The organism is Actinorhabdospora filicis, assembly GCF_030269765.1.
Classification (GTDB): Bacteria; Actinomycetota; Actinomycetes; order Mycobacteriales; family Micromonosporaceae; genus Actinorhabdospora; species Actinorhabdospora filicis.
Genome location: NZ_BSTX01000002.1, coordinates 1 through 23259 on the forward strand (window position 1 = coordinate 1; position 23259 = coordinate 23259).

18 protein-coding genes are annotated in these 23259 nt (G+C 74.5%); 8 read left to right on the top strand and 10 right to left on the bottom strand.

Features of this window, described 5'->3' with window-relative positions:
• Positions 1 to 26: 26 nt before the first annotated feature.
• Positions 27 to 314: a hypothetical protein gene (locus QSK10_RS12775; protein ID WP_285662973.1), complete on the top strand. Its 288-nt coding sequence runs from the start codon at positions 27 to 29 to the stop codon at positions 312 to 314.
• On the top strand, positions 311 to 2623 hold the full coding sequence (locus QSK10_RS12780; protein ID WP_285662974.1) for an ATP-binding cassette domain-containing protein: 2313 nt from the start codon (positions 311 to 313) through the stop codon (positions 2621 to 2623). The genes QSK10_RS12775 and QSK10_RS12780 overlap by 4 nt, the downstream gene beginning before the upstream one ends.
• Here the strand turns inward: QSK10_RS12780 and QSK10_RS12785 are convergent.
• Complete coding sequence (locus QSK10_RS12785) at positions 2599 to 3162, bottom strand: TetR/AcrR family transcriptional regulator (RefSeq protein ID WP_285662975.1); 564 nt, start codon at positions 3160 to 3162, stop codon at positions 2599 to 2601. The genes QSK10_RS12780 and QSK10_RS12785 overlap by 25 nt on opposite strands.
• Positions 3163 to 3268: 106 nt before the next feature.
• Here QSK10_RS12785 and QSK10_RS12790 point away from each other — a divergent pair, with 106 nt between their 5' ends.
• Positions 3269 to 4273 carry a glycoside hydrolase family 113 protein gene (locus QSK10_RS12790; RefSeq protein ID WP_285662976.1) on the top strand — a complete coding sequence of 335 codons (1005 nt, stop codon included), beginning with the start codon at positions 3269 to 3271 and terminating at the stop codon, positions 4271 to 4273.
• On the opposite strand, the gene QSK10_RS12795 is transcribed toward QSK10_RS12790, so the two are convergent.
• A complete protein-coding gene (locus tag QSK10_RS12795; protein ID WP_285662977.1) occupies positions 4240 to 5214 on the bottom strand; it encodes a cytochrome P450 in 975 nt (324 codons plus the stop codon). The genes QSK10_RS12790 and QSK10_RS12795 overlap by 34 nt on opposite strands.
• 419 nt (positions 5215 to 5633) lie before the next feature.
• Between QSK10_RS12795 and QSK10_RS12800 the strand changes: the two genes are divergently transcribed.
• Positions 5634 to 6185 (top strand): dihydrofolate reductase family protein, encoded by a 552-nt coding sequence (locus tag QSK10_RS12800; protein WP_285662978.1) that lies wholly within the window; start codon positions 5634 to 5636, stop codon positions 6183 to 6185.
• A gap of 7 nt (positions 6186 to 6192) precedes the next feature.
• Here QSK10_RS12800 and QSK10_RS12805 read toward each other — a convergent pair whose 3' ends face one another.
• Entirely contained in the window at positions 6193 to 9219 is a 3027-nt protein-coding gene (locus QSK10_RS12805) for an AfsR/SARP family transcriptional regulator (protein ID WP_285662979.1), read from the bottom strand.
• Positions 9220 to 9280: 61 nt separating this feature from the next.
• On the opposite strand from QSK10_RS12805, the gene QSK10_RS12810 reads away from it, so the two are divergent.
• Complete coding sequence (locus QSK10_RS12810; protein WP_285662980.1) at positions 9281 to 10078, top strand: alpha/beta fold hydrolase; 798 nt, start codon at positions 9281 to 9283, stop codon at positions 10076 to 10078.
• On the opposite strand, the gene QSK10_RS12815 is transcribed toward QSK10_RS12810, so the two are convergent.
• Positions 10054 to 10803 (bottom strand): TetR/AcrR family transcriptional regulator, encoded by a 750-nt coding sequence (locus tag QSK10_RS12815; RefSeq protein ID WP_285662981.1) that lies wholly within the window; start codon positions 10801 to 10803, stop codon positions 10054 to 10056. The two genes, QSK10_RS12810 and QSK10_RS12815, sit on opposite strands and share 25 nt — an antisense overlap.
• 106 nt (positions 10804 to 10909) lie before the next feature.
• On the opposite strand from QSK10_RS12815, the gene QSK10_RS12820 reads away from it, so the two are divergent.
• On the top strand, positions 10910 to 11614 hold the full coding sequence (locus QSK10_RS12820) for a DUF2306 domain-containing protein (protein ID WP_285662982.1): 705 nt from the start codon (positions 10910 to 10912) through the stop codon (positions 11612 to 11614).
• A gap of 64 nt (positions 11615 to 11678) precedes the next feature.
• Complete coding sequence (locus QSK10_RS12825) at positions 11679 to 12413, top strand: phosphotransferase (RefSeq protein WP_285662983.1); 735 nt, start codon at positions 11679 to 11681, stop codon at positions 12411 to 12413.
• 3 nt (positions 12414 to 12416) lie between these two features.
• Here the strand turns inward: QSK10_RS12825 and QSK10_RS12830 are convergent, their stop codons facing one another.
• From QSK10_RS12830 to QSK10_RS12845, 4 genes are read right to left on the bottom strand one after another with little or no spacing between them, the layout of a single operon-like run.
• Positions 12417 to 14093 (bottom strand): ABC transporter ATP-binding protein, encoded by a 1677-nt coding sequence (locus tag QSK10_RS12830; RefSeq protein WP_285662984.1) that lies wholly within the window; start codon positions 14091 to 14093, stop codon positions 12417 to 12419.
• The gene (locus QSK10_RS12835; protein WP_285662985.1) at positions 14090 to 16354 is read right to left on the bottom strand and encodes an ABC transporter ATP-binding protein/permease; all 2265 of its coding nucleotides are present in this window, start codon (positions 16352 to 16354) and stop codon (positions 14090 to 14092) included. Before QSK10_RS12835 ends, QSK10_RS12830 begins: the two co-directional genes overlap by 4 nt.
• Before the next feature lie 33 nt (positions 16355 to 16387).
• Complete coding sequence (locus QSK10_RS12840) at positions 16388 to 16558, bottom strand: SIP domain-containing protein (RefSeq protein ID WP_285662986.1); 171 nt, start codon at positions 16556 to 16558, stop codon at positions 16388 to 16390.
• Positions 16558 to 17226, bottom strand: a complete 669-nt coding sequence (locus QSK10_RS12845; RefSeq protein ID WP_285662987.1) for a TetR/AcrR family transcriptional regulator — start codon at positions 17224 to 17226, stop codon at positions 16558 to 16560. Before QSK10_RS12845 ends, QSK10_RS12840 begins: the two co-directional genes overlap by 1 nt.
• Before the next feature lie 131 nt (positions 17227 to 17357).
• Between QSK10_RS12845 and QSK10_RS12850 the strand changes: the two genes are divergently transcribed.
• Positions 17358 to 18092, top strand: coding sequence for a hypothetical protein (locus QSK10_RS12850; RefSeq protein ID WP_285662988.1), 735 nt, complete (start codon positions 17358 to 17360; stop codon positions 18090 to 18092).
• A 76-nt stretch (positions 18093 to 18168) separates the two neighbouring features.
• On the opposite strand, the gene QSK10_RS12855 is transcribed toward QSK10_RS12850, so the two are convergent.
• Positions 18169 to 21921 carry a S8 family serine peptidase gene (locus tag QSK10_RS12855; RefSeq protein WP_285662989.1) on the bottom strand — a complete coding sequence of 1251 codons (3753 nt, stop codon included), beginning with the start codon at positions 21919 to 21921 and terminating at the stop codon, positions 18169 to 18171.
• 105 nt (positions 21922 to 22026) lie between these two features.
• Positions 22027 to 23055: a TrmB family transcriptional regulator gene (locus QSK10_RS12860; RefSeq protein ID WP_285662990.1), complete on the bottom strand. Its 1029-nt coding sequence runs from the start codon at positions 23053 to 23055 to the stop codon at positions 22027 to 22029.
• Between the last annotated feature and the right edge of the window lie 204 nt (positions 23056 to 23259).

Consider the following 23259-nt stretch of genomic DNA (forward strand, 5'->3'; position numbering starts at 1 on the left):
CACCCACCCCCAACTACCCTCCACCCATGACCCTCCAAGCCCGCGCCACCCACACCCACCTCTTCCGCGGCGCCGAACTCCGCCTCCCCGGCCTCCCCGCCCTCACCCCCACCACCCTCACCATCCTCTTCGCCGACGGCGTCATAACCGCCGCCGAGCTCACCGAGTCCCCTGAGACCGAGACCTGGCTCCTCCACGTCCACGGCCACACCACCGAGGCGGGCGCGGTGCTGGAGCCCTCGATGTGGTGGCTGAAGGACTCCGCGAGCGAGGGCGATGACCTCACCGTGAAGATCGGCGGCCGCCTGCCGTGACCGAGGGCCACATCCACGTCCGGGGCGCGCGCCTGCACAATCTGCGTTCGGTCACCCTCGATGTGCCCAGGGACCGGATCGTGGCCTTCACCGGCATTTCCGGCTCGGGGAAGTCCTCGCTGGCGTTCGGCACGATCTACGCCGAGGCGCAGCGCCGGTACCTCGAATCCCTGGCCCCGTACGTCCGCCGTCTGCTGCATCAGATGGAGGACCCGAACGTCGAGGCGGTCACGGGTGTCCCGCCTGCCGTGGCGCTGAAGCAGCAGCGGTCGGCGCCTTCGTCGCGTTCCACCGTCGGTACGGTCACCGCGTTGTCGAACACGCTGCGGATGCTCATGTCGCGCGCGGGGGAGGGGAACGTCCACGGGCTCGACTCCGACGCCTTCTCACCCAACACCCCCGAGGGCGCCTGCCCGCGCTGTGAGGGGCAGGGCGTGGTCTACGCGGCCACCGAGGACTCGATGGTCCCGGACCCGGGCTTGAGCATCGAGGACGGCGCGGTCGCCTCCTGGCCGGGCGCGTGGCAGGGCAAGAACCTCCGTGACATCCTGCGCACGCTCGGCCACGACGTCGGCAAGCCCTGGCGGGAGCTGCCGGAGGCGGAGCGCGAGTGGATCCTGTTCACCGACGACAAACCCGTCGTCACCGTCCAGCCCGAGCGCGAGGCACACCGCATCCAGCGCCCCTACCAGGGCACCTACACCAGCGCGCGGAACCTGCTGCTGAAGTCCTTCGCGGAGGCGAAGAACCAGGCGCGCAAGGACCGCCTGGCGGCGTTCCTGACCGTGGGCGCCTGCCCGCTCTGCGGCGGCAAGCGCCTGCGCCCGGAGGCCCTGGCGGTGACCTTCGCGGGCCGCGACATCGCCGAGCTGGCCGCGCTGCCGCTCACCGAGCTGAAGCGGGTGATGACGCCCCGGGAGGGCGCGGCGGGCGTCCTCATCGCCGACATCCTGGAGCGCGTGGCGGTCCTCGAAGGGCTGGGGCTGGGCTACCTCTCGGCGGGGCGGGCGGCGCCGACGCTGTCGGGCGGTGAGCTTCAGCGACTGCGGCTGGCCGCGCAGTTGCGGGCGGGCCTGTTCGGGGTGGTGTACGTCCTGGACGAGCCCTCGGCGGGGATGCACCCGGCCGACGCGGAGGCGCTGATCGGGGTCCTGCGGCGGCTGAAGGACTCCGGTAACACCGTCTACGTCGTCGAGCACGACCTGGACGTGGTGCGCGCGGCCGACTGGGTCGTCGACATCGGGCCCGGCGCGGGCGAGCGGGGTGGCCGGGTCCTGTACGGCGGGCCGGTGGCGGGCCTGAGCGAGGTGGCCGAGTCGGTCACCGGGCGGTTCCTGGCGTCCCCGCCGGTCGTCCCCGACCGCGAGCCGCGCAAGCCCGTGGGGACCCTGGAGTTGCGCGGCCTGCGCCGCAACAACCTGCGCGGGCTGGACGTCGACGTCCCGCTCGGCGTGCTGTGCGCGGTCACCGGGGTGTCGGGGGCGGGCAAGACGAGCCTGCTGGAGGAGATCGCCGAGGCGGCGGCGGACATGGCGCGGGTCGTGCGGGTCGACCAGCGGCCGCTGGGGCGCACGCCGCGCTCGAACCTGGCGACCTACACGGGCCTGTTCGACACCGTGCGGAGCCTGTTCGCGGGGACGCCGGACGCGAAGGCGGCCGGGTTCACCGCGAGCCGGTTCTCCTTCAACGTGCCCGGCGGGCGGTGCGAGACGTGCAAGGGCGAGGGCTACCTGGAGGTGGAGCTGCTGTTCCTGCCGACCGCCTACACCCCGTGCCCGGACTGCGGTGGCCGCCGCTACAACGACGCGACGCTGGCGGTGCGCTACCGGGACGCCTCGATCGCCGAGGTCCTGGGCCTGACGGTGGAGGCGGCCACGGAGTTCCTGGACGGCGTCCCGGCCGCGCTGCGTCCACTGCGGACGCTGGGTGACGTGGGCCTGGGCTACCTGCGTCTCGGGCAGCCCGCCACGGAGCTGTCGGGCGGGGAGGCGCAGCGGGTGAAGCTGGCCGCGGAGTTGCAGCGGGCCGCCAAGGGCGCGCTGTACCTGCTGGACGAGCCCACCACGGGCCTGCACCCGGCCGACGCGGAGGTGCTGGCGCGGCAGCTGGAATCCCTTGTGGACGCCGGTGGCTCGGTCGTGGCCGCCGAGCACGATCCGGCGTTCGTGGCCGCCTGCGACCACGTCATCGACCTCGGTCCCGGCGGGGGCGACGAGGGCGGGCGCCTGGTGGCCGAGGGGACGCCGGGGGAGATCGCCGCGTCCCCGGGCAGCCGCACCGGCCCCTACCTGCGCACCAGGGGCAGGTAGACGAGGTCGATGATCTCGGTGAGGACCTCGTCGGGGACGTGGGGGGCGCCCCTGGCGATGTACTCGTTGCGGAGCAGCGCGACGGGGACGGTGGCCACGCGCGGGTGCAGGGCCTCGGGCCTGGCCTCGCCGCGCGCCACCGCGCGGGCCAGCATCGCCAGCCACAGGTCGCTGCCGTCGTCGTTGCCGGGGCCGCGCAGCTCGGCCATCAGCTCGGGCGCGTCGGCCAGCAGCGCGCGCAGGATCTCGCCGAGCGGTGAGGACCAGTGCCGGTTGGCCGCGCGCAGCAGCTCCAGGGCGTCGGTGGCCAGGGCTCCGGTGTCGGGCGGGCGGACGGCGGAGGCGAGCCGCCGGTAGGCGGCCAGGCCGAGCGCGGCCCGGTTGGGCCAGCGCCGGTAGATGGCGTTCTTGTTGGTGCCCGCGCGGCGGGCCACGCGGTCCATGGTGAGGCCGGGGTAGCCCGCCTCGCGCAGTTCGTCGGCGGCGGCGGACAGGATCGCCTCCTCCAGTTCCGCGCCGCGCCTGCGGGTGTCCGCCACGTCCGTCCCCCTCCGGTACCGCTCGTACCTTACCCGATGTGGCCCCTCTGGCGGTCACCGGCTTCTTAGGGTACGGTCCGTACCGTAAATCGAGAGGAGCGTTCCCATGCGCAAAGGCGTCACCTACGACACCGGATTCCTGAACCTGGGCACCACCACCCGCGAGCACTTCGAGCCCGCCGACGTCGAACGCGACATGGCCGCCATCGCCGGTGAGCTGGGCTGCGCCGCCGTCCGCGTCACCGGCGGCGACCCCGCCCGCCTCGAAACGGCCGCGCGCATCGCGGCGGCGCACGGCCTGGAGGTGTGGTTCTCGCCGTTCCCCTGCGACCTGGACGAGGACGCCACGCTGGAGGTGCTGCTGGACTGCGCCGAGCGCGCCGAACGGGTCCGCCGCGAGGGCGCCACCGTCGTCTTCACCACCGGCGCCGAGCTGGCCCTGGTCGGCAAGGGCTACATCGCCGGGGAGACCCTGGAGGACCGGCTGGCCACCATGTTCGAGCCGGGCCGGCTGCCCGGCCTGATCGGGCTCATCGCCGGGCCGCTGAACGCGTTCCTGGCCCGTGCCGTGGCCGCCGTCCGGGAGCGCTTCGGCGGCCCGGTCTCCTACGCGGCCATCCCCTTCGAGCGCGTCGACTGGGCGCTCTTCGACTACGCCGGTTACGACCTGTACCGGATGACCGCGATCGCCGAGCGGTTCCCCGGCGACGTGCGCGCCATCGCCGCCGGGGGCGTGCCGCTGGCGGTGACCGAGACCGGCTGCGCCACCTACAAGGGCGCCTCCGGCGACGGCGCGCAGGCCGGGATGATCGTGGAGTACACCGGCGGGCGCGCCACCGGCCTCCACCGCCCGGCCGAACGCGACGAGGAGGAGCAGGCCGCCTGCGTCCGGGAGCTGCTGGAACTCTTCGACGAGGCCGGTGCCGACATCGTGTTCGTGTGCGTCTTCGCCTGCTGGCACCTGCCGCACCGCACCGACGGGCGGCCCGACCTCGACCTCGGGAGCTACGGCATCGTCGCCGTGGACGAGGACGGGCGCACGTGGCGGCCGAAGGCGGCCTTCCACGCCGTGGCGGGCTACGGGCGCGGCAGCACCGGCACCGACGCGTAGTCGTAGCCGATGAAGGACGGCTGGTGGACCAGCTCACCGGGCTCCACGGCCGGCATCAGGTCCGGGAACCGCGCGAACAGGCCGGTCAGCGCCACCTCCGCCTCCAGGCGCGCCAGCGGCGACCCGACGCAGTAGTGGACGCCGTGGCCGAACGCCAGATGGTCCTTGTCGGCGCGGTCCAGGTCCCACACGTCCGGGGCGGCGTGGACGGCGGGGTCGCGGCCGTGCGCCCCGAAGCCCAGGACGATGGACTCTCCGGCGGCGATCACCCCGCCGCCGGGGAGGGCGATGTCCTCCACGGCGTAGCGCATCGGCAGGAACACGATCGGCGGATCGTGCCGCAGGGTCTCCTCCACCGCGTCGGCCCAGCGCGCCGGATAGGCCGGCACCTTCGCCAGCGCCTCCGGGTGGGTCAGCAGGTTGACGGTGAGGCAGTCGATCAGCGACACCGCCGTCTCGCTCCCCGCGCCCACGAGCAGCAGCAACCTCGCCACCAGCTCGTGCTCGGCGAGCCGCGCGCCGTCCTCGTCGTGGATCGCCAGGAGCCGCGTGGTGAGGTCCTCGCCGGGGTTCTCGCGCTTGTGGGCGGCCGGCTCGGCCATCGCGCCCACCATCGCCTCGGTGTTGGCGGCGGCCTCCCCGGGCGCCAGGGACGTGTCCATGACCGCCTCCATCACCTCCGCGATGACCGCCCGGCGCTCGGCCGGGACGCCCATCAGGTCGCAGATGACGTAACTGGGGATGCGGTAGCCGAAGCGGGCCCGCAGGTCGACCACCGCGCCGGGCGGCTCGGCCTCCAGCTCGTCCAGCAGCGCGTCCACGATGGACGGCACCGCCGGGCGCAGGGCCTCGATGCCCCGGACGGTGAAGACGCGCGCCACCAGCTTGCGCAGCCGCGTGTGGTCGCGCCGTAGGAGTTGAACATCGACGGCGCCGTCCACGGGTACATCCAGGCCGGCTGGGCGGCGGCGTCGAAACCCGGCAGGTGGCGGCGCGGATCACGGCTCACGCGCGGATCGGCGGTCAGCGCGCGCACCAGCGCGCCGTCGGTCACCGCCCAGGCGGTGACGCCGTCGCGCAACGCCACGCGCGCGGCGTCCTGGCGGCGTAACGCGGCGATCTGCGCGAACAGGCGGGTCCCGGTGGAGTCGAGGGGAACCGGCGGGGCGGGCATGAGGCCTCCTCGGTGACAGGTAGCGGGTGACGGGGCGTGGGCGGATGATCACTCCAGCATCCCCGCCGCGACGGCCGCGGGCAACCGCCGTAAGACCCGGTAAGGCGACCTGAAGCGAACCGTAAGCGGCACCCGGCAGAGTTCTCCCTGTCAGCGAGACGGAAACGAAAAACGGGAGACACCGACATGCGCAAGCTCATCAACTCCACCTACATCACCCTCGACGGCGTCATCGAGAACCCCATGTGGACCGCCCCCTACTTCGACGCCGAGGCCGCCGCGCTCGCCGCCGCGCAGACCGAGACCGCCGACGCGATGCTGATGGGCCGGGCCACCTACGACGGCATGTCCGTCGCCTGGCCCGCCATGGACGAGAGCGACCCCACCACCGGCGCCGCCTACTTCAACAACGTGAAGAAGTACGTCGCCTCCACCACCCTCACCGACCCGTCCTGGAACAACACCGAGGTCCTCCAGGGCGAGCTGACCGAGGCGGTGGCGAAGCTGAAGGCCGCCGAGGGCGGCGACATCATCCAGTACGGCTTCGGCTCGGTCACCCAGCAGCTCATCGCCGCCGGCCTGGTCGACGTGGTGCGCTTCTGGATCCACCCGGTCATCGAGGGCACCGGCAACTTCAGCCCCGCGCTGAAGGACGTCAAGGGCGGCTTCGACCTGATCGACACGAAGGTCTTCGGCAACGGCGTCATCATCGCCGACTACCGCCCCAAGGCCGCCTGAGCCAACGTCAGATGAGGGCCCGGACCCGTTCCGGGCCCATCGTCGCGCCCTCGGCCAGCAGCTCGCCGACCCGCTCGGCGCCCAGCGCGCCGGTCACCCGCGCGGTGGCCAGCTCGATCCCGGGCCGCTCCGCCGGGGACGCCACCACGCCCGAGGCGGCCCGCCCGGCCGCCGCCGCGCCGAGCAGCCGCGCGGCGAGCTCGGGTGAGTCCACCAGCGAGGCCAGGCCCTCCAGCGCGCCCATCGTGTCCTGCCCGGCGCCGATCTCCAGCGCGGCGTCGAAGGCGTCCCGGTGCAGCGCCAGCGCGCCCGCCCGGTCGCCGCGCTCACCCGCGGCGTACCCGAGCTCCACCAGCACCATCGGCAGGTACAGGGACGGGACGCCGTCGACGCGCCCGCCCTCGGCCAGCCGCCCCAGCCGCGCCTCGGCGGCGTCGAGGTCCCCGCCGCGCCGCTCGGCGAAGCCCAGGGACAGCTCGGCGAACACCGCCGCCGCCGGCGAACCGTGCTCGCGGGCCATCGCCAGCGCCCGCCCGCCGAGCTCGCGGGCCCGGTCCTGGTCGCCGCTCTGGGTGGCCAGCCACGCCAGCCACGACAGCTTCCCGCCCACGTCCGGCCACAGCGACAGCTCCTCGGCCAGCCGCAGGCCCTCCTCGTGGACGGCGATCGCGCGCGGATAGTCGCCGCCCAGGTCGGCCAGCGCGGCCAGCCACTCGCCCGCCTGGAGGCGTCCCCAGGCGTCGCCCTCGGCGGTGAACAGCCGCTCGGCGCGCGTGGCCACCGCCTCCATCTCGGGCAGGTTCCCCTCGGCGTGGGCGAGCATCGCGCGCGTGCTCAGCACCGCCGCCTCGGTCCAGTCCCCGTCGGGCTCGGCGGGCAGCAGCTCGGTGGCCAGGGCGACGTTCCCGGCGTCGAGGACCGCGCGGGCGGCGAACCAGGCCGCGCGCCCGTTCGGCGCGCCCGCCACGGCCGCGCGGGCGGCACCGGCGTCCAGCGGCTCGCCCTGGAGCAGCGCGAAACCCAGCCGCCAGGGCGCCGCGAGCTCCTCGTCGCGCGGTGAGCCGGTCACCGCGAGGCGGCGGCGGGCCTCGCTGAGGCGGCCGCGCAGGAACCAGTACCAGGACAGCGCCAGCGCCGGGCGCAGTCCCTCGCGGTCGAGGGCGGCGCGCAGGTTCTCCGCCTCGGCGTCCAGCCGCGCCAGCCACGCGCGCTGCTCCGGGCCGCGCAGCCCGGCGTCGGCGCGCTCGGCGAGGGCGCTGTAGTAGGCGGCGTGCCGCGCGGCGGCGGTGGCGTCGGTGAGGCGTTCGGCGCCGAAGGCGGCCACCGACTCCAGCAGGCGGTAGCGGGGCCCGGCGGGGGTCTCGTCGAGCACGACCAGGGACCGGTCGACGAGCCGGTCGAGGACGTCGAGGCCGCTCGCGCAGATCTCCTCGGCGGCGTCGAGGTCGCAGCCGCCGCCGAAGACCGAGAGGGTGGCCAGGACCCGCCGCTCCTCCTCGTCGAGGAGGTCCCAGCTCCAGCCGATCAGCTCGGCGAGGGTGCGCTGCCGGTCGGGCAGGTCGCGCTGGCGGGTGGTGAGCAGCGTGAAGCGGTCGTCGAGGCGGTCCACGACGCCCTTGAGCCCCAGTGCCCGGACGCGTGTGGCGGCCAGCTCCAGCGCCAGCGGCAGCCCGTCGAGGCGGCGGACGAGCCGCGCCACCAGCGGGGCGGTGGACGCGTCCAGCAGGAACCCGCGCTGGCGGGCGGCGGCGCGCACGGCGAACAGCCGCGCGGCGGGGGAGCGGTGCACCGCGTCGGCGTCGTCGAGGGCGGGCAGGGCCAGCGGCGGGACCTCCCACACCATCTCGCCGGTCACCCCGAGCGGCTCGCGGCTGGTGGCCAGCACCGTCAGGCCGGGGGCCTCCCGCAGCAGCCGCGCCACCAGCGCTGCGGCGGCGTCGATGACGTGCTCGCAGTTGTCCAGCACCAGCAGCGCCTCGCGGTGCCGCAGGACGGCGGTGAGCCGGTCGGCGGCGGCCACGCTCGCGCCGGTGACCTCGCGGGCGTCCAGCGCGGCCAGGACCCGCTCGGCGATCTCGCCCGAACCGGCCGGCAGCGGCGCCAGCTCCACCAGGTGCGCGCCGTCGGGGAAGTCCTGCTCGTGGGCGGTCTCGGTGGCCAGGCGCGTCTTGCCGACCCCGCCGGGACCGACCAGCGTCACCAGGCGCGCTTTCGGCAGCAGCCCGCGCAGCTCGGTGAGCGCCTCGGCGCGGCCGACGAGGTCGTCCATGCGCGCCGGGAGGGAGTTGCGGATCAGCGCGGCCTTCGGCGGCGCCGACAGCCCGGCGTCCTGGTCGAGGATCCGCTTGTACAGCGCGGCCAGCTCCGGGCCCGGGTCCAGGCCCAGCTCCTCGGCGAGGCGCTCGCGCAGATCGGCGTAGCTGTCCAGGGCCTCGGTCTGCCGCCCGGAGGCGTACAGCGCCCGCAGGTGCAGCGCGCGCAGCCCCTCCCGCAGCGGATGCCGCTCGACGAGCCCGGCGAGTTCGGCGGCGACCAGGTCGTGCTCGCCGCGCGCCAGCCGCGCCTCGGCCAGCCGCTCGTGGACCACGAGCCGCTGCTCGGCCAGCCGCATCGTCTCGGCGCGCGCGAAGTCCTCGTCGGCGACGTCGGCGTAGGCCTCGCCGCGCCACAGCGACAGGGCCTCGGCGAGGCGCCCGGCGTCAGTGGAGCCGGCCAGCACGCCGAAGCGGTCGGCGTCGACGTCCCCGGCGCGCAGGACGTACCCGGGCGGGCGGGACTCGACGAGGTCGCGCGCGCCGGGCTCGGCGTCATTGAGGGCCTTGCGCAGCTGCGAGACGCGCACCTGGAGCGCGCCGAGCGGGTTCGCCGGGGCGTCGGCGCCCCACAGGTCCTCCACCAGCCGGTCGGCCGACACGACCCGGTTGCGGCTCGCCAGCAGGATCGACAGCAGTAGGCGGACCTTCGTCCCGGGCACCGTGACGGGCTCGCCGTCGTCGGTGGTGACGGCGAGCGGGCCGAGGATCCCGAAGCGCACGGGCCGATACTAGTAAGCGGGCCTGAAGCCGACCGTAAGCGGCCGGGCGCACGGTGGGGGCATGGAGATCTACTTCGAAGAACACGGACCCCGGACCGGCCGCCCGCTCGTCCTCCTGCCCGGCGCCCTCTCCGGCGTCGCCACCTCGTTCGGCGAGCTCCTGCCGCTGCTGGCCGCCCGCCGCCACGTCATCGCCGTGGAGTTCCAGGGCCACGGCCGCACCCCCGACATCGACCGTCCCTTCACCATCGAGCACTTCGCCGCCGACGTCGTGGAGCTGCTGGACCGCCTCGGCGTCGAACGCGCCGACGTGCTCGGCTGGAGCATGGGCGCCTCGGTGGGCCTGCGGCTGGGCACCGATCACGCCGGGCGCGTCGGGCGGCTCGTGCTCGCCTCGGCCGGCTTCGAGCCGAGCGGCGCGTATCCGGGGCTGCTGGAGGGCATCCAGGATCTGCGGCCGGAGCATTTGCACGGCTCGGAGTTCCACGAGGAGTACCTGCGCACGGCTCCCGACCCGGGCGGCTTCGCGCGGCTGGTGGAGAAGATGAAGGTCCTCGACGCCGATCTGCCGGAGTGGACGCGGGAGAGCGTGCGGGCGCTGGCCGCGCCGGTCCTGCTGGTCCTCGGCGACGCCGACATCGTGCGTCCCGAGCACATCGTGGAGATGTTCCGGCTGGTCGGTGGCGGCGTGCCCGGCGACATCGAGGGGCTGCCCGCCAGCCGCCTGGCGATCCTGCCGGGCACCACGCACGTCGGCGTGCCGTCGCGGGCGGCGTGGCTGGCGCCGATGGTGGAGGAGTTCCTGGGCGCGGGGGAGGACGACGGGACCGGCGCTCAGCCCACGCGCCGCTCCACGTAGCGCTCCACGCCGTCCATCAGGCGCCGCAGCCCGAAGTCGAGGTCCATCTGGATCGCGGCGGTGCCGTACGCCTGCTCCGGGGCGGCCATGGTGATGCCGTGCAGGACGGGGAAGCGCGCCGAGTCCACGATCCGGCGCATCTGCTCGGCGAACTCCGGGGCGGTGGCGTCGCGGGTGCCGGTGAGGTCGAGCACGAGCCCGGCCTGCCCGCGCACCGAGGCCAGGACGTAGAGGCCCAGCGCCATCACGTCGCCGCCGGACAGGCCGCTGCGGGCGATGGCGGCCAGGGCCGCCTCGAACCAGGCGAGCTGGTTGGGGCCCAGTGGCGGGTTGGCGGTGGGGACCTTCAGTGACCACGGGTGCAGCCGGTACAGCTCCCACGTGGCGGCCGCCCAGCGCTCCAGGGAGACCCGCCAGTCCTCGCCCTCCGCGGGCACCGGCGGCGGGGGAGTGGCCGCGTCCAGCATCAGCTCGATGAGCTGCTCCTTGCCGGGCACGTAGTTGTAGATGGACATGGTCGTGTAGCCGAGGAGCTTGGCGACCTTCTGCATGGACAGGGCGGCGATGCCCTCGGCGTCGGCGATCTCCAGGGCGGCGCGGGTGATCGCCTCGACGCTCAGGCCGGGCCGGGGACCGCGGGTGCCGCGGGGCGCCTCGATCCCCCACAGGAGATCGACGGTCCGGGCGAGGTCGCTCTTGCCTGGGGCTTCGCTGTCGTCGGGCATGGATCACCAATCTCTGCGGGCGGGGGACTTCATCGTAGAACTCTGTATGGCGTACATTTATTGATGTACCTCATACAGAGTTTTCTCTTTCGGAGGCCACCACCCCATGACCAGCGTCGACACCCGGCCCGAAGCCGGTAACAAGACCCGCACGCCGCTCCTGCGAAGGCCCTGGATCGGGCCGCTGATGCTCATCGCCGCGGCCTTCATGGCCTACTCGGTGCCGCGGTACCTGACCCTGGACCCCGCGCGCACCAACGTCCCGGCGCCCGAGGGCTTCCCGCAGCACTACTGGCTGCTGTCCGCCCACGTCGTGTTCGGCACGGTCGCCATGACCACCGCCTGCTTCCAGATCTGGCCGGCATTCCGCAACCGGTACCCCAGGGCGCACCGGATCATGGGCCGCCTCTACGTCCTGGCCGGCGTCGTGCCCGGCGCGCTGCTCGCCGTCACCGTCGGCGCCGTCAGCCCCTTCGGGCCGGTCGTGCGGGTGGCCAACGTCCTCATGGGCCTGATCTGGCTCGCCGTCACCATCGCCGGATTCCGCGCCGCCCGCGCCCGCCGCCTCGGCGACCACCGGCGCTGGATGATCCGCGGCTTCGCGCTCACCTTCGCCATCATCACCACCCGCTTCCTCGGCGTGGTCGCCGCGATCGCCCTGTACTCGGGAGACGAGGACCTGGCCACCGCGTCCCTGAGTGACGTGCGCGTCCAGACCTTCACCGCGATCGGCGTGTGGGTGGGCTTCACCCTCCACCTCGCGCTCGCGCAGCTGTGGCTCGACCGCCGCAACCGCCGCCGCGCGCGCTGAACCGCCGCGGGCCGCGGACTTTCGTCCCCGGCCCGCCACCGCCCCTTCGCGCTACTGTCGGCGCATGACCGGCGACCGCGTGCTCATCGACGGCGACCGCGTGCGGCGGCCCGCCGGCTGGTGGACCCCCACCGTCCACGACTTCCTGCGCCACCTCCACGACGTCGGCTTCGACCGCGTCCCCCGCCCCCTCGACTTAGCGGACGGCTGGGAGACCCTCGCGCTCATCCCCGGCGACTCCGGCGCCGAGGGCTGGGGCCGGGTGATCTCCGACGACGGCCTGCGCGCCTTCGCCGCGCTCCTGCGCGACTTCCACGAGGCCGCGCGCGGCTACCGCCCGCCCCCCGGCGCCGCGTGGGCCCTCGACTACGGACCCGGCGACGTCATCTGCCACGGCGACTTCGGCCCGTGGAACGCCGTATGGCACGGCGACGAACCCGTCGGCCTCGTCGACTTCGACTTCGCCGGACCCGGCGACCGCCTCCTCGACATCGCCTACGCCCTGGAGTTCACCGCGCCCTTCCGCTCCGACGACGAGGCCATGACCCACCTGCGCCACCCCGTCCCACCCGACCGGCCCCGCCGCATCGAGCTCTTCGCCGAGGCCTACGGCATGGCCTCCACCGCCGGGCTCGTCGACGCGGTGATCGCCCGCCAGCGGCTGACCATCACCCACGTCCGCCAGCTCGCCCGCCGCGGGCTGCGCCCCCAGCGCGACTGGGTCGAGGAGGGCTACCTCGCCGAACTGGAGCAGCGGGCGGTGTGGTCGGAGCGGCACCGGGTGCTGCTGGACGCCTGAGCCTCACACCACCGTCCACCCCGCCGCCGCCTCCCGGCGCGCCCAGTAGCCGGCGAACCGCCCGCCGGACGCCAGCAGCTCCGCCAGCGACCCCGACTCCACCACGCGGCCCTCCTCCAGGAACACGATCCGGTCGGCGCGCGCGATGGTGCTCAGCCGGTGCGCCACGATCACCGTCGCCCGGCCGTCGCGGCGGGCGTCGAGCGCGCCGATGATCGCGGCCTCGTTGGCGTTGTCCAGGGCGGCCGTGGCCTCGTCGAGCAGCAGCAGCGGCGCGTCCTTGAGCAGCGCGCGGGCGATGCTGACGCGCTGGCGCTCGCCACCCGACAGGGCCGCGCCCCGGTCGCCGACGCGGGTCTCCCAGCCGCCGGGGAGGCGCTCGACGAGCTCGTCGAGACGGGCGGTGGACGCCGCGGCGGCGATCTCGCCGTCGGTGGCGCCGGGACGGCCGAGGGCGATGTTGGCGCGCAGGGTCGCGTCGAACAGGTACACGTCCTGGAACACGATCCCCAGGCGTCCCATGTGGACGGCCGGGTCGAGTGCGGTGACGTCGTGCCCGCCGACCAGGACGGTGCCCGCCGAGGCCTCGTGGAAGCGCGCGATCAGCGACAGCAGCGTCGTCTTGCCCGCGCCGGAGGGCCCGACGATCGCGGTGGTCGTGCCGCGCTCGACGGTCAGCGACACCCCCGACAGCACCGGGCGGCCGGGCTCGTGTGCGAAGTGGACGTCGCGCAGCTCCACCGCCGGGGCGCCGGTCAGGGGCTCGCGGTCGTCGCCGGTGAGCACCGGCGCGTTCAGCAGCTCCCGCACCCGCGCGAGGGTGCCGCGCAGGGCCTGGAGGGCGGGCGAGAGGTCGGCGAGGGTGGTGAAGGGCTCGATGAAGCGGACGCCGACGATCAGCAGCGCCACCACCGTCGCCGCCGACCCGGCCGAGGCCACCGCCGTCACCGCCAGCGCGATGAGCACTCCCTGCGCGGCCAGCCCGAACAGCAGGTGCCCCGGCAGCCCGAACCCGACCAGCCGCAGCACGGCCCGCCGCTGCCGGTCCAGGGCCCGCCCGACGGCCGTACCGTCGGTCCCGGCGCGCCCGGCCGCGCGCAGCGCCGCCTGCGCGCGGGCCAGCTCGACGATGCGCGTCCCGGCCTCGCCCGAGGCGGCGGCATAGGCGTCGTCGGCGGCGCGGACGCAGCGCATGCTCGCCCACAGCGCGCCCAGCAGCACCGGCACCGCCGCGAGCGCGACGAGCCCGAGGGCGGGCGAGAAGGCCAGCAGTCCCAGGCCGATCAGCAGCGGCATGGCCAGCGCGTTGACCGCGGGCGTGACCAGGTGCGTGATCGACTGGCACAGCTCGCGTCCCGAGGAGGTCAGCGCGCGCTGCCCCTCGGCCTTGCGTTCGGTGGTGAACCAGCCCAGGGGGACGCGCTGGAGGCGGTCCAGCAGGCGCGTCTCCAGCCCGTTGAGGAGGCCGAAGCCGATGGCGAAACCGGTGTGGGCCACGGCGTATTCGACGGCCCAGCCGCACACGACGGCCGCGGCGAACAGCGCGGTCCAGCCCCACGCGCCGGTCCCGTCGAACAGCGCGGTCAGCAGCGGCACCAGCGTCAGGACGGCGGTGGCGCGCAGCATCGCGCCCAGCACCGCCGGGACCAGGTAGCGGACGAGCAGACGGCGGTCGATCACGCGTGGGCTCCCTCGGGTCGGGCCGCGTGCCACAGCTCGCGGTACAGGCCGGGTGCGGCCAGCAGTTCGGTGTGCGTCCCGCGCTGCGCGACGCGCCCGCCGTCCATGACGACGATCGCGTCGGCGCCGGTCACGGTGTGCAGGCGGTGGGCGATGACGAGGACGGTGCGCCCGGCCACCAGCCGCGCCAGCGCCCGCTGCACCTCGTGCTCGGACTCCGGATCGGCGTGCGCGGTGGCCTCGTCGAGGATCAGCACGGCCGGGTCGGCCAGCAGCGCGCGGGCGATGGTGACGCGCTGCGCCTCACCGCCCGACAGGCGCGCGGGGGAGTCGTAGCCGCCGGGCAGGCTCACGACGCGCTCGTGGATCCCGGCGGCCCGCGCGGCCTCCTCGATCTGGGCGCGCGTGGCGTCCGGGCGGGCCAGGGCGATGTTCTCGGCGATGGTGCCCTCGATGAGCGCGACGTCCTGGAACACGAAGCCGACCGTGCGGTACAGCCCGGCGGCGCTCAGCTCGCGCAGGTCGACACCGCCGACGGTGACGCGCCCGGCGCGCGGGTCGTGGAAGCGCGCCAGCAGCGAGGCCAGCGTGGACTTGCCCGCCCCGGAGGGCCCGACCAGCGCTGTCACCGTGCCCGGCGCCAGCTCCAGGTCGACGCCGGAGACCACGTCGCCGCGCCCGTCGTAGCCGAAGGACACGTCCTCGAAGCGGACGGTGTGGCGCTCGCCGGTGAGTGCGCGGGGCGTTTCGGGTTCGGCGATCTCGGGTTCGGTGAGCAGCAGCCCGATGCGGCGGGCGGCGTCGCGGGCCTCGCGGAGGGCGCCGAGTCCGTACCCGGCGGCCAGGAGGCGCCCGCCGAAGGTCACGCCGAGCAGCAGGAACGGCAAGAGTGCGGGGGCGTCCATGAGCCCGGCGGAGACCAGGGCGCCACCGGCGGCCAGGATCAGCAGCAGCGAGGTCATCGGCCGGGTCACCAGGTCCACCACGGCCTTGCGGCCGGACAGCGGGCGCTGCCAGCCGTCCAGGAAGCGGGCGCGTTCGGCGAGGGTGGCGCCGAATCCGCGGCCGGGCCCGGCGTCGTAGGCGCGGGCCACGGCCAGGCCCTCCAGGTGCGACACGGCCTCCCCTGCGACGCGTTCCTCCCAGGTCGTGAAGCGCGACAGCGCGCCGGTGGAGGCGGCGACCATGCGGGCGGTGAGGATCGCGAACAGCAGCAGCGGGATCAGCATGACCGCGGCGAGCCCGGCGTGGACGGTGAAGAGGTAGCCGAGCACCACCAGCGGCGCCACGAGCGCGGCGACCACGTCCAGGACGGCGTGGGTGACCAGGTAGTGGAGGCCCTGCGCGTCGTCCTCGACGGCCTTCTTGACGCGCCCGGCGCCCTTGCCGGTGAACCAGCCCAGGGGCAGGCGGGAGAGTTTGCCGATGACGTCGCGGCGCACCCGGTGGCCGAAGGCGGCGTCGACGGCGTGCATGCCCAGGACCAGCAGTCCGGACAGCAGCGCGCCGGATCCCATGAGGACCAGCGCGAGGACGCCGAGCCCGGCCAGGCCGGTGCCGCCGTCGAGGAGGCGCCGGCCGAGTTCGGCCAGCAGCAGGTACGGGGACAGTTCGAGGAGGGTGACCACGACCTGGAGGAGCCCGGCGAAGATGAAGGCGGGCTTGAGCGGGGCGAGCAGGCGCGCTCCGGCGCCGCTGCGCCAGCTGCCCTTCGTGGCGGCCGGTGGCGGCGCCTCGGTCTCGCGGTCGGTGCCCATGGCCTTCCCGCGCGTCCAGTACGCGCGCCCGTGCACCGCGCCCTTGGGGAAGCCGAGGTCGCGCAGGCGGGCGCGGACGCCCTTGCACATCGCGGCCTCGCCGGTGACCCACGCGTACCAGTCGGAGCGGTCGGCGTCCCCGACGGCCGTCTCGGCGCGGCTCACCCAGCGCACGCTCGCGCCGGGGTGCGCGGTGACGGGGATGTCGCGGTCGCGTTCGTCGCCGATTTCGAGGATGACCTCGGCGGTGGCGGTCTCGGGGATCCTCGCCAGGATCGCGTTGATGCCGGGCAGCGAGGCGGCGTCGCCGATGAGCAGGTAGCCGGCCGGGGCGGGCTCGGGGACGGTGAAGTGCGTCGACGCCCACCGCGTCACCGCCAGCCGCTGCCCCGGTGCGGCGTGCCGCGCCCAGGCCGAGGCGGGGCCGGAGGGCTCGTGCAGCAGGAACTCCATGGCCACCGTGCCGCGTTCGGCGTCGGCGTCCACAATGGTGTAGCCGCGCATGTGCTCCCGGCCGGGCCGGTCCGGGTCCGGCGCTCACAGCCGCACCCACGCGGCGGGCTCGAAGGGCTCGCCGGTGAACAGCTCGGGCGCGTCGAAGGTGATGCGCCGGTAGTGCGGCGTGAGGTCCTCGACGGCCGCGACGGTGACGGTGTGCTCCACGGCTCCGTACACCCTGGCCATGGCGCCCGCGTATCCCCGCGCCATCAGGCGCTCCTCTCGATGCCGGTCGTCGTTGGTGGAGTGATCGCCGCGCCGGGCGGCAGGAGCGCGACCAGGCCGGTGGCCGTCGCGGTGATCAGCAGCAGGAAGTAGTCGCCGGGGGTGTGCTCCGGCAGGCCCGCGACGGCCTCGCGCACCAGCGGCGAGGCGGCCATCGCCTCGAACGCGGCCCGGGCGGCGTCGGCGTCCACACGGGAGCGTTCCTCCTCGGCGATGACCGCGCCGAGCGCGACCGTGGCGACCCCCGAGCTCAGCGCGGTCGCCGCGGCGGGCGAGTACCCCCGCCGTCCCAGCGCGCGGATCTGCGCCTCCAGCAACCGCACGCCCGACGGGCCGCGCGGGAACAGGCGCTGCAAGTAGGCGGCCGAACCCGGTCGCGCGAGGGTGAACTCGCGCAGGCTCACACCGAAGGCGACCAGCTGCGCGGCGGCGTCGTCCCCGGCCGCGTCGGGCAGGTCCAGGTCGGCGAAGACGGCCTCCCCGACGAGCGTCTCCAGCTCGGCGCGCCCGGTGACGTGCCGGTAGATCGCGGCGGTGGTCACCCCGAGCGCGTCGGCGACGGCCTGGACGGTGAGATCGGACAGTCCCATGCCGACACCGGCGGCGATGACGTCGGCGAGGGTGAAGCTGGGGGCGCGACCGCCGGACTTCATAGGTAAGCCTCTCCTTAGTTACGGCGCATAACTTAGAGGAGGGACCGGGGGAGCGCAAGCGGGGGGAGTCTTGACACAACCCTCACGTCGTCCTCACCCCGTCCGTACATGCCCGGCCTAGCGTCGTGGCCATGGCCGAGAACGCGAGCGGGTACGCGGACTGGATCGCCGACTTCACCACCGCGCGGGAGCGCCGTGCCGCCCGCGGCGATCCCGACTGGACCCGGGGCGCCCGGCTGCCCGGGGCCCTGATCCGCAGCATCCAGCGCTTCCAGGTCGGTGAAAGCGGCGACGGCGCCCAACTCAAGGCCAAGGCCCGGCGCGCCGGGGATCCCGGCTACGCCGAGGCGGTCGGGCTCTTCGTCGCCGAGGAGCAGAACCACGCCCGGATGCTGGCCCTGCTGCTCGCGGCGGCCGGGACCGGCACGATCACCGGGCACTGGAGCGACGCGGTGTTCGTGCGGCTGCGCCGGTTTCTCGGGCTCCGCCTGGAACTCCTCGTCCTGATGGTCGCCGAGGTGGTGGCCCTGCGCTACTACCGGGCCCTGCGCGACGGCTGTGGCGACACGCTGGCCTCGGAGGTGGCCGGGCGCATCCTGGCGGATGAGGAACGCCACGTCCCCTTCCACTGCCGCCGCCTGCGCGAAGGCTTCGCCGGGCTGTCCCCTGTGGCCCGCCGCGCGGTGACATCCGGCTGGCGCGGGCTCCTCGCGGGAGCGGCGCTGGTCGTGGCCTTCGACCACGGCCCCGCCCTGCGCGCCCTCGGCGTCGGCCGCGCCGCGTTCGTCCGGGACCTGCTGCGCCTCTCGGCTCCCCTGGCGCGGGAGATCGGGGGATTCGCTCCCACCGTCCCCGGGACCGCGTGAGACCACCCGGGCCGCGCCGACCCCGCCCAGCGCGAAAAGGGGCGGCCCGTCACCGGACCGCCCCTCTCACCTCCGCCTACACCAGCGCGTAGGCCCGGATGATCGTCTGCACGGTCCGGTTACCCGACCCGTCCCAGACCTCCACCCGCAGGGACACGTACCCGTTGGTCGCCGACAGGCGCGGGTGCTCGTACTCCACCTCGTGGACGCCGTCGCGCCCGCGGTCCACGTCGGCCGCGCGCCAGGTCGCGCCGTCGTCGTAGGACACCGACACCTTCGCCCCGGTGATGCGCGAGGACCCGGTGTAGCCGGCGGGACGGAACGTGCGCAGATCGAACTCCATGCCGCGGCCCGCGCGGGCCTGGTTGAGCAGGTTCAGCGGCAGGTCGTAGCCGGTCAGGATGACCGGCAGGACGCCGCACTTCTGCTCCGGCGCGAACTTCCCGCACTCCTCGCCCTCCACGCCGGTGGGCGCCGTCGAGCGGAACGACCAGGCGGTGCTCACCTTCGTGCCGTAGGTCGCGCCGGGGCTGGTGGCCCGGTCGGTGGTGTACTCCACGCGGTAGTCGGCGGTGCCGGGGACGAGGAAGTCGCCCGTGCCGACCTGGACGCCGTCGCGGAACAGCTTCGCCGAGGCCGCCGACACCCCGTAGTCACCGGCGTGGCCGGGATCGGAGTCGCCGTAGGGGGTGATCCCGAAGGCCCACGCCTTGTCGGTGCGGCAGAACCCGCACGGCACGTCCACCGCGCCCGGGTGCAGCGGCGCGCCGAACCACGACTCGTCGTCGCGTTCGCGCTCGCGGTAGGTCTTGAGCGCGCCGGTCATCCGCAGCCACGGCTCACCCGCGCGGACCTCGTGCCGGTACTTCATGCCGGGCGCGTACACGTACTCCGAACGCACCGACGGCGACAGGACGTAGGGCAGCGAACGGTAGGCCGTGGTCTGCCACGCCTGCCACGAGTACATCGTCTCGCTGTCCAGGCGGTAGGCGCCGTCGGCGTGGTAGGCGGCGCGGACCTCGGCGAACTTGCGCGCCGGGGCGGTGAATGTGGGATCCGACGGCATGGCCTTGCCGCGCCACCCGGCCGGGACCAGGTAGGTGTAGCGGCTCTCCTTGCGCATCGACACGTCCACGGTGGTCTTGCGCGAGGCGACACGCGCCAGCAGCCGCTGCCCCTGCTCGAACGGGACGGCCATGGCGGGCAGGTCGCCACCGGTGTAGATGTAGGTCTTGCCGGGAGTGGCGCGGGTGAACAGGACCGCCGCCGCGCCCGCCGCCGCCGCGCGGCGCGCGTACGCGCCGACGAAACCGGCGTCGCTGCGGATGATCGCGAGCTTGCCCTTCACGTCCACCTTGGCGAAGTCGGCGTCCTCACCGGCGCCGGTGTCCACCGCCCGCAGCGACAGCTTCGCGTCGCGGCGCGGCCCGAGGGACGGGACCAGCACGTCGAGGCGCTCGCCGCCGACGGATGCGGTCAGCACCGGGTCGGCGTAACCCGCGTCGTGGCTGAGCTGGACGGCGCCGTCGGCGGCGGTGCCCGGCCCGCGCAGGACGCCCTGCGCGGCCTCGGTGTCACCGACCGGCCCCATCGTGCCCACCGCGACCTGGGCGCCGTCGCCGCGGACGCGCGTCAGCGACGTCGACACCCACGTGCGCACCAGGTCGCGCCCGGTGCCCGAGACACCGGCCTTGAGCGGCACGGCCGCGCGGGCGTCCACGGTCAGCGACAGCGGCCCGCCGACGGTGATCTCGGCCGCCGAGTAGAAGTCGGCGGCCACATCGGAACCGGCCGCCCAGTCGGTGGTGTTCAGCACCGCCTGCACCGTGTACCGGCCCTTGGGGACGGTCGTGGTGTAGGTGTCGCTGCCGGTGCCCACACCGGCCATGCCGCTGCGGTAGACCCACTCGCCGGAGTCCACGTTGAACAGCTGCACGGTCATGTTGAACGGGGAGGCGCCCAGCCGGTCCACGCCCTTGATCGCGACGGGGACCTCCGGCAGCTTGCGGACGTAACCGACCGCCGTGGTCAGGGCGACGCCGGACGCGGTGGCGCTCAGGTAGCCGGAGTGCTCGCCGAACTCGCCGAGCATCGGGTCGACGGTCACCGTGACCGACGCCGAACCCTTGGCGGGGACGGTGAGCGTGGACGCCGAGAGCGCGGCCTCGCCGTCGGCGGGCGCGGTGCCGCGGCCGAGGTCCATCGCCAGCGACAGCGTCACGTCGGAGGCGCCGAGGTTGGTGTAGGCGACCTCGCGGGTCTGCTTGGGCGCGCCGCCCTCGACGGGGCTGACGGTGCCGAAGTCGGCCTTGGCGGAGGCGAAGACGGTCGCGGTGCCGCCGTTGGCCAGGTCCACCCGGCCCGAACCCTGCTGGTAGGCGGTGTAGCCGGGCAGGTTCTTCGCGGTGCTGACCAGGGCGTCCTTCAGCTGCGCTGGGGTGAAGTCGGGGTGGATCTGCTTCATGATCACCGCCGCGCCGGCCACGTGCGGGGTGGCCATGGAGGTGCCGTTGGCGGAGGTGTACAGGTCGTCGACGGGCGTGCCCATCGTCGTCCCGGTGGCGCGGGCGGCGATGATGCCGACGCCCGGCGCGGTGATCTCCGGCTTCAGTCCGTTGTCGCCGACGCGGGGACCGCGCCCGGAGAAGTTCGCCAGGGTGTCGGTCTTGCTGACCGCGCCGACGGTCAGCGCGCTGTCGGCGGTGCCGGGCGAGCCGATCGTGGGACTGGCCGGGCCGGAGTTCCCGGCCGCGATCACGAACAGCGAGCCGTACTGGGCGCTCAGCTCGTCGACCGCGTCGGACAGGATGTCGTCGGGGGTGTCGGTGTCGCCGCCGAGGCTCATCGACACCACCGACGCGCCCGACTGGGCCGCCCAGGCCATGCCGTTCAGGATCCACGACGCCTGCCCGGAGCCGCCGTTGTCGAGGACCTTGCCGACCATCAGGGACGCGCCGGGCGCGACGCCCTTGCGCCTGCCCTGCGAGCCAGCGCCGGATCCGGCGATCGTGGCGGCCACGTGGGTGCCGTGCCCGTGCCCGTCGCGGACCTCCTCGCCCGGCACGAAGCTGCGCGAGTCGGCCACGCGGCCGGCCAGGTCGGGGTGGCCGAGGTCGGCGCCGGTGTCCAGCACGGCGACCTTGACGCCCGTCCCGTCGTGACCGGCGGCCCACGCCCCGGGCGCGCCGATCTGCGGGACGCTGTCCTCAAGGGCGATCCGGACGCGCGCGTCCAGCCAGACCTTTTCGATCCGGTTGGCCGCGAGGGTCCTCTGCGCTCCGCCACCGCCGAGGGCGGCGAAGAAGTCGGCGGCGGCGTTCTTGTCGACGCCGACCCCGGTGGCGTGCAGCGCCGGGATCGCCGCCGCCGAGGCCGTGGCGGGCAGCGCGGGCTCCGCCGCCAGGGTGGCGGCGCCACCGGCGTACTCCACGATGACCGGCAGCGTGGACCGCGAGGCGTCGTCGTAGCCGGAGGCGGCCAGCACGGTCACGTTGAACAGTTCTCTGTCGAGCAGCCCCGACGCCACGGCGGGCAGCGCGGCCGCGGGGTACACGTAGACGTCGCCGTCGGGGGCCGTGCGGGTCTGGAAGGAACCGGAACCCGAGCGGGCCGCCGCCGAGACGGAGGTGCGGCCGTCGAGAGTGGACACCGTCACGGTGTCGCCGGTGATGAGCGTGACGGTCGTGGCCAGTGGAGTGGGGACGGTGGCCGGGACGGGGGACGCCGGGTCGGCCGAGGCCGGTGGCGCGGACGCGAGTAAGGCGAACGCGGTGGCGGCCGCCACCGCGCCGGCGGTCAGCCGCGCGCGCCCTTTCGGTACGGAACGCATGAGCGTGTCCCTTCGTGCTCAGGGGATGTAGCGCAGATCCTCCCGAGACCCCCGGCGGTGATCAATGACTTGCGCTGGCCCACATGCGCCACTGGCGCATGTGGGTCACTCGCCCTTGGCGCGCGCCGGGATGTCGGTGCGGCGCATCCCGTCGGCCCGCCACGGTGCCGTCACCCAGCCCAGCTGGGCCGCCTGCCAGCCCAGCTGCATCCGCGTCGCCGCGCCCGCCAGGTCCATCAGCGCGCGCACCCGCCGCACCACCGTCCGCCGCGCCACGCCGAGCTGACGGCAGATCGCGTCATCGGTGAGCCCCGACAGCAGCAGCGTCAGCAGCCCGCGGTCCTCGATGGACAGCGCGCTCTCCCGCTCGGTGTCCAGCGGCAGCGCGCACATCCACAGCATCTCGAAATGCGCCGAGAGCGCCTCCAGCAGCGGCGAGCGGTGGATCAGCAGCGCGCCGCCGTTGCGGGCGGGCAGCTCGTGGTACAGCGGCACCATCCCGTACCGGCCGTCCACGATGGCGAACTTCGGGCCCACGTGGTCCAGGACCCGCGCCTGCTCACCGGCGGCAACGTACGCCCGCGCCCGCTCGAAACCGCCGTACATCTCCAGCCCCCGGCGGCAGTACACCGTCCGGTAGGCCACCCGCGAGGACAGCCGCTCGATCTGCGTCGGATTCGGCGGCGGGCCACCGGTGTACGGCGGCGCCTCACCGGCGTACGGGGGCGCGTCCACGATCACCACCTCCGCCCGCGCCGAGCTCTGGATCTGCGCCCACCGCCGCCCGACCGCCGGGCCCGGCATCAGCTCCATGAATTCCCCGACCGAGGCCCCCGGACGCTCCCGGAACGCCTCGGTGAGCGCGGCCAGCTCGGCCCGCGCCCGGTTCAGCTCCTCGTACCGGCGCAGCAGCAACGCCTCACCGGCGATGTCGGGGGGAGCCGCGACAACGATGTCATCCCCGCCGGGCGAGAACAGCCCCCGCTCGGTGAGGGCGTCGGCGACCTCGCGGGCGCGCTGCGGGCCGAGACCGGTCAGCTGGGCGAGATCGGCCACGGTGACGGCGCGACGCGGCGCGGCGGCCGCGTACATCCGCGCCTCGTCCGGGGTGAGTCCGAGGGCTTCGAGGGGCACCGGCTCAGTGTGCCGCAGAAACGATCACCGGTGAACCGGTTGAGCGCGCCCGGAAACGGGCGTCCACACAGGTCACAGTCCTCAGTGAGGTGGATCACATCGCCGGATCCGGTTACCGGAAGGTAGAACCGAGCGATGACGGATGCGCGGCCCGCAGCTCGGTGGGGGATCGACCGACGTGGACGGTCCCGGTGGACCCGCGGG

Coding starts and splice junctions, on each gene's coding strand:
- QSK10_RS12775 (WP_285662973.1), top strand. CDS start 27: ATGACCCTCCAAGCCCGCGCCACCCACACCCACCTCTTCCGCGGCGCC.
- QSK10_RS12790 (WP_285662976.1), top strand. CDS start 3,269: ATGCGCAAAGGCGTCACCTACGACACCGGATTCCTGAACCTGGGCACC.
- QSK10_RS12800 (WP_285662978.1), top strand. CDS start 5,634: ATGCGCAAGCTCATCAACTCCACCTACATCACCCTCGACGGCGTCATC.
- QSK10_RS12810 (WP_285662980.1), top strand. CDS start 9,281: ATGGAGATCTACTTCGAAGAACACGGACCCCGGACCGGCCGCCCGCTC.
- QSK10_RS12815 (WP_285662981.1), bottom strand. CDS start 10,803: ATGCCCGACGACAGCGAAGCCCCAGGCAAGAGCGACCTCGCCCGGACC.
- QSK10_RS12820 (WP_285662982.1), top strand. CDS start 10,910: ATGACCAGCGTCGACACCCGGCCCGAAGCCGGTAACAAGACCCGCACG.
- QSK10_RS12825 (WP_285662983.1), top strand. CDS start 11,679: ATGACCGGCGACCGCGTGCTCATCGACGGCGACCGCGTGCGGCGGCCC.
- QSK10_RS12835 (WP_285662985.1), bottom strand. CDS start 16,354: ATGCGCGGCTACACCATTGTGGACGCCGACGCCGAACGCGGCACGGTG.
- QSK10_RS12840 (WP_285662986.1), bottom strand. CDS start 16,558: ATGGCGCGGGGATACGCGGGCGCCATGGCCAGGGTGTACGGAGCCGTG.
- QSK10_RS12845 (WP_285662987.1), bottom strand. CDS start 17,226: ATGAAGTCCGGCGGTCGCGCCCCCAGCTTCACCCTCGCCGACGTCATC.
- QSK10_RS12850 (WP_285662988.1), top strand. CDS start 17,358: ATGGCCGAGAACGCGAGCGGGTACGCGGACTGGATCGCCGACTTCACC.
- QSK10_RS12855 (WP_285662989.1), bottom strand. CDS start 21,921: ATGCGTTCCGTACCGAAAGGGCGCGCGCGGCTGACCGCCGGCGCGGTG.